The organism is Flavisolibacter ginsengiterrae DSM 18136 (assembly GCF_059568575.1).
In genome coordinates, this window is the sequence record NZ_JCANTR010000014.1 from 83497 (window position 1) to 95495 (window position 11999).

Consider the following 11999-nt stretch of genomic DNA (forward strand, 5'->3'; position numbering starts at 1 on the left):
CAAGGTTAATTGCGGACAGGTTTTCCACCTTTGAGTACGCTCTGAATTCTTTCCAGGGTCTTCTTTTCTCCGCATAGCGATAAAAACGCTTCCCTTTCCAGGTCCAGCAAATATTGTTCGCTTACTAAAGTCTGTTCGCTCAGATCTCCACCACACATGACATAGGCCAGTTTTTTAGCCACTGTAACATCATGATCTGTGGCATAGTTGGCGCGCCACATGCCATGTATACCCGAATACAGTGCCCCCAGTGCGCTTCTTCCCAATACCCGTATATCTTTTCGTTGTGCGGGCATGCTATAACCACTGTCGTAGAATTCTATTACAGATTTTTTAGCTTCCATCACTCTGCGGTTTTGATTGACAACCACTTCGTCAAGTCCTTTTCTATAAATACCCAGGTCATAAGCTTCATATGCCGATGTGGCTACCTTAGCAGTTGCTATGGTGAGAAACCTGTTTTTCAAGGTAATAGTCTCGGGTTCGTCTTCATGCATTTCATCCGAAGCTCTAACTACAAACTCTTTTGTGCCACCACCACCTGGTATTAAACCGACCCCTAATTCAACCAGGCCGGTGTAAGTTTCGGCAGCTGCACACACTTTATCGCTATGAAGGCTCATCTCGCAGGCTCCGCCAAGCGCAAGTCCATGCGGCGCCACAACAACTGGTACAGAAGAATACCGGCAACGCATCATTGTATTTTGAAAAGCCCGGATAGCAAAGTCAAGTTCATCGTACTCCTGCTCAATAGCAAACATGAAAATCATGCCTACGTTGGCGCCGGCACTAAAGTTGGCACCTTCATTGGCAATTACAACTCCCTTAAAACTCTTTTCAGCCATTTCTATGGCTTTGCTGATTCCTGCCAACACATCTCCACCAATACTATTCATTTTGGTGTTCCATTGAATTCCAATCACATCATCCCCAATGTCGTAAATATTGGTAGTGCCATTTTTCCAAATGGTTTTATCCTTGAAGTTGCTAAGAATTATAAAATCTGTAGAACCCGGAATAGGTTTGTATGTTTTAAAAGAAGGGTCGTAAGTGTAGGTCTTTCCATTTTCTAATTTGTAAAAACTTTTATTTCCTGCAGCTAACATTTCCTCTACCCATGGTGCAACAGGATAGCCAGCGGTTTTCATAGCTTGTACCGTTTTTTCAACGCCTAAAGTATCCCAACTTTCAAAAGCTCCAATTTCCCATCCAAAACCTGCTTTCATGGCATCATCAATGCGGTACACTTCATCACTGATCTCAGGAATGCGGTGAGATATGTAAGAAAAAAGGCCATAATGGAAATGTCGGTAGAATTCTCCAGCTTTATCCTGCCCACTAACCAACATCTTTATGCGCTGCTTCAGGTCTTCAATTGGTTTGGCCGCATCCAATGATGCAAACCTGGGTTTTTGCCTTGGTTGATATTCCAGGGTTTTCAGGTCAAGATTAAAGATCTCTTTTTCTCCAGCAGGTCCTTTAACCTTTTTAAAAAATCCCTGACCTGTTTTATCTCCCAGCCAATTATTTTCTACTACCTTATTTAACCACGAAGGAATTTGAAACACATTTCTTTGTTCATCAACTTCGCAATTATCAAAAACCCCCTTGGCTACCTTTACCAATGTGTCTATGCCCACTACATCTGCAGTTCTGAAAGTAGCAGATTTAGGTCTGCCGATCAGGGGGCCGGTTAAGGTATCTACTTCATCTATTGTCAATCCTAATTTGTCAATTAACCCAAATATGGCCATCATGCCATAAACGCCAATACGATTCGCAATAAAAGCAGGGGTGTCTTTGGCAAGTACCGTTGTCTTTCCCAGGTACAGATCACCATAATGCATCAGGAAATCAACTACTGAAGGGTCGGTCTCTGGTGTAGGAATGATCTCGAGTAATCTAAGGTACCGGGGAGGATTGAAAAAATGGGTTCCACAAAAATGTCTTTTAAAATCTTCAGATCTTCCCTCGCTTAATAAATGAATGGGTATGCCTGAAGTGTTGGAAGTGATGAGTGTTCCGGGTTTACGGAAACCTTCCAGTTTTTCGTATAATGAGCGTTTGATATCCAACCGTTCTACTACCACTTCTATGATCCAGTCACATGAACCTGTTTCTTTAAGATCATCATCAAAATTCCCGGTAGTAATCCTTTTAATCACCTCTTTAGAATATACAGGAGAAGGATTGCTTTTAAGGGCTGCCTGCAATGAGTCATTAACTATCTTATTACGTACAGCCTTTTCCTGGGATGCTTTAGCATCGGAGGGAACTATGTCCAACAATATTACCTGAACACCAATGCCGGCAAAATGACATGCTATTCTTGAACCCATAACTCCACTCCCTAATACCGCAACCTTTTTGATAATTCTCTTACTCATAAAATTAGTTAGTTAAACAACTATTTAGAGTGAAGATACTGCAAAAAGGGAATAGAAAAGAGGAGATAAAACTCCCTGCAATGCTATTATTTATCGTGGTTTCTCGCTGATGTGAAGTGGAGTAATAAAAGAGAATATGTTATTAAGGTAAAAATGAAATGCCTGTCCTATGATTTTTTCTTTTTTATCTGGAAGGACCTGGAAATATTGAATCCAAATTGTATGTCGCCATTATCCCAATGGTCTGAAGTCTCTGCAAGAAAGGCGCGTTCATTAATACCTTTTGCGTTGGTAAAATGTAGCTGGAAAACGTGGCCACCGGTTTCAATGTCAAATCCAACAGATAATGGATTGGAGATTCCCTGTACCTGGTTAAGAACATAATAATAATCCAGGTTAAATGAAATGCGCTTGCTTAATTTGAAACGTGCACCAACGCCCCCGGCAAAAAGATCATTTTTTTCACCTTGTGCCACAATGTTCTTATGCAATACAGTAGGCATGATTTGAATAGTAATGGCATCATTGAATTTTCTGCCAATTAATGCCTGCCAGTAAAATGCAAAACGGTCAGAACTGTGGTATCTTTTTGTGATAGTATCAGCCGCATAGGTAGCACCAGCAACAGCTACTACAGAAATGGGAAATGAACCCGGGCCTGAAGACTGTTGAAGAGGGCGGAACTTTAAAAAGCCATCCAGTTCTTTTTTATACGCACTCCGACCAATACCGAAAGATATATTATTAGTCAATCCATAATCAAGGCCTAAACGGACGGTGGCAGGACCATCAAGTCCAAAAAATTCATAAGTGCCTCCACTAACTTTTCCAAACCTGTGTAATATCCTGAAATCCAATACGCCTGCACGCAACATTTCAATGCTATGGGACATTATAACACGTGATGATTTGAAAGAAGCATACACCAATTCTTTCTGTGGTTCTTCTACACCCAGTTGTTTCAAGAGATCTGTGGTGTCCTGTGCCCGGCCGTGTATGCCAAAAGCCAGTACAAGAATTAGTAAGGTTAATTTTGGTTTCATTTTTGGTTTATTTGAGCGGGTCTAATTTGCAATCTACCGACACGCTGATCTTATTGGAGAGTTTATCTTTTACTACAGATGGGATTTTTATATTATAATCAGATAACAATACGGTAAAGGATGTTGTAGTTTGAACCTTGCCATTTTCAACTTTGATAAGACCTTTAGTTTTTAAGTCACGGGTAACACCATGAAGCGTAAGTTTGCCGCTAACTTCAGCCGGATAAGATCCATCAACTGCATAATTAACAGACTGGTTATTGCTAACGGAACCTTTAAATTCTCCGCGGGGGTATTTATCACTTTCAATGTAATTCTCATTAAAATGTTCCTGCATCAATGCTTTTGGAAATTCAAATCCTTTCATCAACACTGTGAATTGCAACATCCCGGTCTTGGTATCAAGAATGCCAGCCAAAGTCTTATTTTTTGCTTCGATATCCTCCATAGGAGCTTTGGAGGAAAATTCAATTTTCCCTGTTTTTGTAAAAAATTTATCCTGTGCGCGGGCATTCAATGAAATAATGAAAGCAATAACTAGTAAACATTTGAATTTCAACATTGCGTTTTATTTAGAGTATGATCATTTGGTTTCGATAAGAATACACCTGTTCATAGAGACATCAGTCCCAAAAAGTTCATCTGAGCTTGCGCCAAAACAGATGCCTTTGATTGATACCTGGCTACCCTCTTTTACTGTTTTATAATCATTGGCATAACTGGAGTCCATACTGCACTTCACCGAAGACATGGATCCACTTTCTCCCAGGGAAATGATTACCGGGCTTCCATCAGGATCAATACTTTTCACTACCCCTGATACTGCTATGACCTTATCAATATATTTCTTATAGAAGGATGAAGAATCTTTGTCAAAGGCTGCAACCAGGGAATTCATATTTGTCGTGAAATCCGGGTTCACATTTTTAAGGTCTTTATTCGTGCGATTATATTCCATGAATGCATAAATCACCCCTATAACAATCAGAATTACCAGGATTAAAAGGACCTTTTTATTCATTTCTTTCTGTTTAGTTTTCCAGATACATTGTGTAATCAAATCTATTTCTAACAGTCCTTACAAATTGTTATATAAAAGAAAATGTTTATCCTGCTTTAATTATTGGGAGCGCCGGCACTGATCCAAGCCTGCACTTTATTGATCTCACACTGGCTTATTTTTCCTGTATTCTGAGGCATAGCAACAAAACCGGAAGAATGGTTGAGAGCACCATATAACCTGGTTTCCATGGCTTTTACGGAGTTGTAGTCTGTTAACTTTATGCCGGAGAGAGGGTTAGTACCACCATGACAATCTGCTGAAAGGCAACCATTTGACTGAATGATTCCATTTATAGTTCCTGAATAAGTAACATTGGAAGTATCACAGGTGCCTGGGTTAGGTTCTACATCGTAATAACATCCGGCAATGCCAAGCATGCAAAAGGCTAAAATAAAAAGCAGGGTTGTTTTCTTATCCATTTTTAATTGTTTGGTGCACCGTTCGAAATCCATTTATGCAATTGGGTTAACTGGCAATCTGATAGTTTAGATCCATTTTTAGGCATTGCAACATACCCTGGTGAAAAATTTACTGATCCCCATAATCTTCCATCATCTACCCGTGCCTTTACCACGCTATACTGGCTAAGATCATAACCACCGGATGCATTGGTAGCATTATGGCAACCTATACAGTAATTCAATAGCAAAGTCTTTATAGTTGCACCATAGGTGGCCTGGGAGGTATCGCATTGAAGGTCCTGGCAGGAATTATTTTTGGCTCCCTGCATAATCCATTTATAAATAATATCCTTTTGTGCCTGTGCCAGGGGATTGTAGGGGGGAGGGGGCATCCGGTCTGAATAATTATTTTCCACTATTTTTTCCCAGATCTTGCTCCTGTTTGGCTGACCAGGTTGAATCTTGCCTGTAGTCATTATGGAATTGTAAGTTGTCAATACAATCCCGCTTTCATGCGAAACGGCATCATGACATCCTGTTGATGAACAATTGGAAACAAATATTGGCAGCACCTGTTGTTGGAAATAAGCTGTATCCGTACTACAACTTGTAGTGATGACAGGAGGATTTTCTCCACCTGTACCTGGAGGGTTAGGGGCCGGAAACTCATGCTTACAGGATTGTATAAACGCCAATATTGCCAATGTATATACCAGATATATTAAATATTTCTTTTTCATTGGAGCTTCCTGATTTGTACAAAAAGTATAATCAAAACGCCTCCTGAAAAAGAATATTTTGCCAGCCTTTCTATGACAGAGATCATTATAAAAAGGCTAACAAATAACTATATTTCCTAAAACGAGTAAAATTACAAAGGGTTGCCTGCGTTTAATTTTATCTTACCTCGGATCCATTTGCTGTAAGTGTATCCGGATTGACCAGTATAAGCTTTCCATCAGGTTGTTCAGCGGAAAGGATCATACCCTGGCTTTCTATACCTCTCATTTTACGGGGTGCAAGGTTAACGACAACTATGACCTGTTTATTCACCAGTTCCTCAGGTTTGAAGTGCTGGGCAATTCCAGAGACGATAGTTCTGGTTTCATGACCAAGGTCTACCTGTAGTTTTAAAAGCTTATCCGCTTTTTCTACTTTTTCTGCCTGCGTAATAGTGCCAATACGCAACTCTAGTTTTGCAAAATCGTCATACTGGATCTCCTGTTTACTAGTCACAACTGTTTCCTTGGTTTCTTTAGACATTTCCGGTATGGCTGCCTGGAGTTTATTTTGTTCCTGTTCCATTTTTGACTGGGCTAAACCTTTTTTTAATTTTTCAATTTGGTATTGCACTTCGGCATCTTCGATTTTTCTGAATAATAATTCAGGCGCTCTTAGGCTATAACCTACACTTAGAAGCTTTGTTTTTCCCCCGTTTTCCCATTCCAGCATTTTGTCAACCACCTTCATCATGTAACACATTTTTTTAGCAGTGTTTGGCAGGAAAGGATTTATGAATATGCCCATGTTAGCGCATAGTTGCAAACAAACATGCAGGCAATTATCTATTTGCTGCTGTATTTCCGGAATGATAATACCCTCTTCATTGATTTGTTTGGCTTTTATCCATGGCTCTTTTTCCTGCATGTATTTGTTTCCTTTACGGGCCAAATCAATTACTTCAAATAATGCATCCCGGAATTTGTATTCCTCCAGCAGGTTCTCAATTTTTGGTTTTGATTTTTCGATTTCTGCTATCAGGTCTTTGTCCTTTTCGTCCATAATGGTATTGTGAAACCTGGGAACTTTACCATTGGTAAGTTTGTGCATTAAAACAAACGTCCGGTTGAAAAAGTTGGCAAATATTGCCACCAGTTCACCATTTACTGCATCCTGGAATCCTTTCCATGTAAACTCGCTGTCTTTATTTTCAGGGAGAATGGTTGTCAGGTAATACCTAAGCGCATCTGCCATTTGAGGACCGCCATTTTCTTTTTTTATAAAGTCATCGATGTAGTCCTGCATATCAAGCTTCCAGTTTCTACTGGTGCTCATTTTATCACCTTCAAGGTTCATGAATTCATTGGCAGGAACATTTTCCGGAACGATATAATTATGCAGATGAAGCATTACTGGAAAGATCAGGCAGTGGAATACGATATTATCCTTGCCTATGAAATGTACCAGTTTCGTTTCTTTATCCTGCCAATAAGGCTTCCAGTCATTCCCCGTATTGAGCGCCCATTGTTTGGTGGCGCTGATATAACCAATTGGAGCATCGAACCAGACATACAAGACCTTGCCATCTGCATCCGGCAAAGGAACTTTAACACCCCAGTCAAGATCACGGGTGACAGCCCTGGGTTGCAAGCCGGCATCTATCCAGCTTTTGCACTGGCCTAATACATTTGTTTTCCAATCCTTCTGGTGTTCATTCAGTATCCAGTTACGAAGCCAGTCTTCATGCCTGTTTAGGGGCAGGTACCAATGTTTGGTCAATTTTTTAATTGGGGCGTTCCCACTTAAAGTGCTTACGGGATTGATCAATTCATCCGGGCTTAACGAGGTTCCACATTTTTCACATTGGTCACCAAATGCACCTTCAAAGCCACAATTGGGGCAAGTGCCTTTTATATAACGATCGGCCAGGAAGGTTTGTGCCTGCTCATCGTAATATTGTTCTGTCTCCTTAATTTCCAGTTCCTCACGGTCATTCAGGTAAGTAAAGAATTCCTGGGTGGTTTCATGATGTATTGGATTTGAAGTTCGATCATAAATATCAAAAGATATACTCAGGTCATCGAAATTCTGTTTCATGATCACATGATACTTATCAATGATCTCACGGGGCGTAGTACCTTCTTTCATGGCCTGAATTGGTATAGCAGTACCATGTTCATCACTTCCGCAAACAAATACTACATCTCGTTTTTGTGCCCTGAGGTAGCGCACATAAATATCAGCTGGAATATATGCTCCCGCCAGGTGGCCAATATGTTTGAGACCATTAGCATAAGGAAGGGCAGAAGTAATTAAATATCTTTTGGGTTGATTCATTGTATTAACTCGGCTTTTGATTCCTGAAACTTCCTGTACAATTTTTTTTCATTGATTTTGCATATACAGGAAGTTTGCAAAAATACCGCAAAGCCAGCAACTGCTTTTTATTTGAGCTAACAAGGTTTATTTTGTGCTGGCAATTAAGCATTATGATTCAAATTCCTCCCTATTTAAAAAAAGGTGATTGTATTGGGATAGTGGCACCCGCAGGGTATATGCCTTTAGAAAAAATGGAAACCTGTATTAACACCCTGCAGGACTGGGGGTATACTGTACGCCTTGGAGCCACAACTAACAGCCAGTCTGCAAATTACTTTTCCGGCACAGATGAAGAACGATGTGCAGATCTCCAGGAAATGATGGATGACAAGTCAGTTCATGCCATTTTATGTGCCCGGGGTGGGTATGGGATGAGTCGGATCATAGACGATATCAGCTTTAAAAAATTCAGAAAACATCCAAAATGGGTCATTGGATTCAGTGACATTACCGTTCTTCATTACCACCTTTATACCCGTTTTGGAATAGCTTCTTTGCATGCACCCATGGCCGCAGCATTTAATGACGGCAATTTTAATAATGCCTATATCAAATCATTAAAGAATGCATTGGAAGGTCTGCCTGCCCATTATGAAGCCCCTGTTCATATAAATAACCAGTCAGGTGAAGCTGAGGGCTCTTTGATAGGGGGCAATTTATCTCTCATGGCTCACCTGATTGGAACTCCTTCAGATATTAAAACAAAGAATAAGATCCTGTTTATAGAAGATATTGGTGAATACCTCTATAATGTTGACAGAATGCTCATTCAACTGAAAAGAAGTGGAAAGCTGGATAAATTGGCGGGTTTGATCATTGGTGGATTCACAGACATGAAAGACACTGAAAGACCATTTGGCAAAACCATTCATGAAATAATTAATGAACAGGTTAAAGAATATACTTTCCCCATATGTTATGATTTCCCGGTAAGCCATAGCACAGAGAATTTTGCTTTGAAGATCGGGGTGAATTACCAGTTATCTGTACAACCAGGTGCGGTAAGATTGATCGAAGTTCAATGATTGAAAAGGCTGTCTAATGAAGCAATATAGGATGGGTAACCTGCAAGATTGTTATGTTTCCCCCCTTTGATAGTTATTAATTCAATATCAGGGTTTTCATTTTTCAATCGTACAGATTGGGTGTAAGGGATTACTTCATCGTCAGTGCCATGAAAAATAGTTGTGTGCATTTTTAATCCATGTAAATAGGCACGAATAGGAAAGGAATAATTCGTTAACCAGGAAACCGGGTAAACTGGGAGATAATGTTTGGCCAGGGCTTCAATACTATAGTATGGCGATTCGAGTATTAACTGGTCTGCATTTTTTACTGACGCCAGGTATGATGCTACGCCTGTACCAATGGATTTGCCATAGATTGAAATTTGAGAGGGGTCAAATTGTTGGATAGCATGCTCATACATAAATATGGCATCCTTATACATTCTTTCCTCGGATCTTTTACCAGTAGATTTTCCAAAACCCGGGTAATCCACCATCCATAAAGAATAACCTTTTGCTGTAAAAATCGGGACATACTGCCTGTAATGCTCAACGTTTTCCATGTTGCCATGAAAAAAAAGAACTACTCCTTTTGGTTTGGAAAGTGGTTGAAACTGTATAATATTTAGATTTCTTCCATCTATCAATATGTTTTCTTCCTTAAATGGTTGTGTGAAATGAAACTGATGATCCCTGGATAATTTCCTGGGATGAAACAGGAAAAGATCTTGTGTAAAATACAATAGGATACCTGCCAGGGTATAAATAACCATAAGTAGTATTAAGGCCCGCAACGCACCCCTTTTCCATTTGGCATTCATGGTGGCAAAATTGAAGAATAAAATTGTACCAATGAGAATGCCCGGTTATTCCGGGCATTCTCATTGAAATAATAAATCTTCATCCTACCTGCTATAATAATTCCGAAGACGGGAGGACAGGTCGTTTTGTATTTGTTTAAATAGTTCTTTGGTTATCTGTTCCTGCGTTGGAGGAGTTGTTTCAGTCTTATTGAGTATGGTCTTATCACTGTCGCTTAAAGCCCTTTCATCACCGGTATAGGAGGCTAATTCTGTTTTCCAGTTGTATTCTCCCGTAAAGCGGTCATTCCAAATGGTTTTACCCTGCGCATCACGAATAGTAAGCATAAGATCACCTTCAGAGACCAGGGTTCTTTTTATACTGGTTATCCGGGCCTTAACTGTACCGTATTGCTTAATTACGGAGTCTGGTTTATACACTGTTTCCTTAACCACTACTTCTTTTGATACTTCCCTTGAAGTTTTATTATCATAAGGCTGTCCTATGGAAATGCGGCTTAAGTTCAATTCCAATGACTGGTCAGGTTTTATGCCCTTATTCCTGGATTCCCATTCTGAATAAAATTTCACAAATTCATTATTCATACTATAGCTAAGGGTCCTGATGATCTCATTCTGGAAGTTTTGAACCTGGCTATTGCTTGCATACTGGTACCCGCCATAGTTCTGCATTGGCAACACTAAAACCTTTGTCACAGCCTGGTTATATACCGTATCCTTTTTTCTTTGAAGTTCAAAATCATTAGGTCTGTACCGAACTGCTATGGCCAGTTCTTTATATGCTTCCTTATAGGATTCTTTATTGTCAGTGGTCATCCACTTTTCAGCTCTTTCGATATGTGTATCTGCAATCTTGTTCCGATAAGTTTCTACATATCCGGAGTAATCCTTTGTTTTAATGAGCCTTGTTGGTACAGGATAAGCATGAATGGTTTGATAAAGATCCTGTAACCTTAAATAAGACTGGTATATTTTCTCGTACCGGTTGTCATCACTACTATTAGACAATATTCTTATTTGATTCTCACCTTCATTAACTGCATAGGTATAGGAATTCTGAACGATCTCTTTTGTTTCATAGTCATTTGGGTCCTTTTGGAGTTTTTTAACCCCGAGTTCAATGGCATCAGCATAATCGCCTTTCTGGTAAGATTTGTTGGCAGATTTGCAACCGGCAAAATAAATGGAACAAGCAATCAGTAATAAGTAGAATTTCGACATAGTCTGGTTTTATATATAGGATTCAAAATACCCTGGAATGTTACTGCAAAAATTGAATTTAAAGCTATATTAACACTGGCGACAGGATTGATTTTGGGGAACAATATAGTAAAAAGGAATGGTGAAAGCAATCCAGCCAGGAGGGTCAATGCTTCAAAATATCCCTGATAAAATTGTGGTATTCATCAAATTTGGGAAGGTTATTATGCCTTCCTCCATGTATCCTGATCAAAGTGATCCTTTTGGGGTTGATCTTTTGGAGGGCTTCACTATGAGATATTGGGATCAACCTGTCATTGGTTCCATGCAATATGTAAACAGGGCAGGTGACTTTGACAATCCACCTGTCAGTACGCAAATGATAACGTAAGACAAACCTGATGGGAAGCATGGGCAAAAAACGTTCTATCACTTTTTTAAAGTTATAATATGGGGAGTCCAGTATCAGGTACCTGGGATGATTGTCAGAGGCTACCTTGGCTGCAAATCCGCTTCCCAGGCTTCTTCCATAAACGATCAGATGATTTTCTCCATATTGATTTGCCAGGGAAGTATAAACAAACTGCATATCAAGAAGCATCTCTTTTTCTCCTCTTGGTCCGGTGCTTTTGCCAAATCCGCGATAATCGACCAGGATCACATCATAATCAAAACGATAGAAATCCCTGGCATATCTTGCCCAACCCTTGATGCTTCTTGTATTACCATGAAAATAAAGTATAAGCCCTTTAGGATCACTACGGAAAAAATGTAGCCCGTTGATACGTACGCCTGGCTCTATTTCAAAATTTAATTCTTTGAATGGAATGTCATACTTGAATTGAAAATCAGCTTTAAGTTTTTCAGGTTTAAAGATGAGAAAATCCTGCAGAAAGTACACTGCAGCAGTGAGCAGTACTATGCTCCCGGCAATATAATAGACGAAATGAGGCAAATAAATAATTTAAGCCTTGAATT

The 11999-nt window shown here is 39.7% G+C and carries 11 protein-coding genes; 1 reads left to right on the forward strand and 10 read right to left on the reverse strand.

From position 1 onward, the window contains the following. Positions 1-5: 5 nt before the first annotated feature. From BP74_RS15055 to metG, 7 genes are all read right to left on the reverse strand, one after another. On the reverse strand, positions 6-2387 hold the full coding sequence (locus tag BP74_RS15055; RefSeq protein ID WP_496375180.1) for a 3-hydroxyacyl-CoA dehydrogenase NAD-binding domain-containing protein: 2382 nt from the start codon (positions 2385-2387) through the stop codon (positions 6-8). Between the two features lie 167 nt (positions 2388-2554). Continuing rightward, positions 2555-3430, reverse strand: a complete 876-nt coding sequence (locus BP74_RS15060) for a DUF5777 family beta-barrel protein (protein WP_496375181.1) — start codon at positions 3428-3430, stop codon at positions 2555-2557. Positions 3431-3437: 7 nt separating this feature from the next. Continuing rightward, the gene (locus BP74_RS15065; RefSeq protein WP_496375182.1) at positions 3438-3992 is read right to left on the reverse strand and encodes a YceI family protein; all 555 of its coding nucleotides are present in this window, start codon (positions 3990-3992) and stop codon (positions 3438-3440) included. 21 nt (positions 3993-4013) lie between these two features. Beyond that, positions 4014-4451, reverse strand: coding sequence for an OB-fold protein (locus tag BP74_RS15070; RefSeq protein WP_496375183.1), 438 nt, complete (start codon positions 4449-4451; stop codon positions 4014-4016). A gap of 95 nt (positions 4452-4546) precedes the next feature. Next, positions 4547-4912: a hypothetical protein gene (locus BP74_RS15075; protein ID WP_496375184.1), complete on the reverse strand. Its 366-nt coding sequence runs from the start codon at positions 4910-4912 to the stop codon at positions 4547-4549. 2 nt (positions 4913-4914) lie between these two features. Further along, on the reverse strand, positions 4915-5634 hold the full coding sequence (locus tag BP74_RS15080; RefSeq protein ID WP_496375185.1) for a c-type cytochrome domain-containing protein: 720 nt from the start codon (positions 5632-5634) through the stop codon (positions 4915-4917). A gap of 157 nt (positions 5635-5791) precedes the next feature. Continuing rightward, positions 5792-7951: a methionine--tRNA ligase gene (metG, locus tag BP74_RS15085; RefSeq protein WP_496375186.1), complete on the reverse strand. Its 2160-nt coding sequence runs from the start codon at positions 7949-7951 to the stop codon at positions 5792-5794. Positions 7952-8103: 152 nt separating this feature from the next. Here metG and BP74_RS15090 point away from each other — a divergent pair, with 152 nt between their 5' ends. Further along, the gene (locus tag BP74_RS15090; RefSeq protein WP_496375187.1) at positions 8104-9018 is read left to right on the forward strand and encodes a S66 peptidase family protein; all 915 of its coding nucleotides are present in this window, start codon (positions 8104-8106) and stop codon (positions 9016-9018) included. On the opposite strand, the gene BP74_RS15095 is transcribed toward BP74_RS15090, so the two are convergent. From BP74_RS15095 to BP74_RS15105, 3 genes are all read right to left on the reverse strand, one after another. Continuing rightward, complete coding sequence (locus BP74_RS15095; protein ID WP_496375188.1) at positions 9012-9773, reverse strand: alpha/beta hydrolase; 762 nt, start codon at positions 9771-9773, stop codon at positions 9012-9014. The genes BP74_RS15090 and BP74_RS15095 overlap by 7 nt on opposite strands. A 132-nt stretch (positions 9774-9905) precedes the next feature. Next, positions 9906-11042: a hypothetical protein gene (locus tag BP74_RS15100; RefSeq protein WP_496375189.1), complete on the reverse strand. Its 1137-nt coding sequence runs from the start codon at positions 11040-11042 to the stop codon at positions 9906-9908. A 145-nt stretch (positions 11043-11187) separates the two neighbouring features. Next, entirely contained in the window at positions 11188-11976 is a 789-nt protein-coding gene (locus BP74_RS15105; RefSeq protein WP_496375190.1) for an alpha/beta hydrolase, read from the reverse strand. Positions 11977-11999 lie beyond the last annotated feature (23 nt).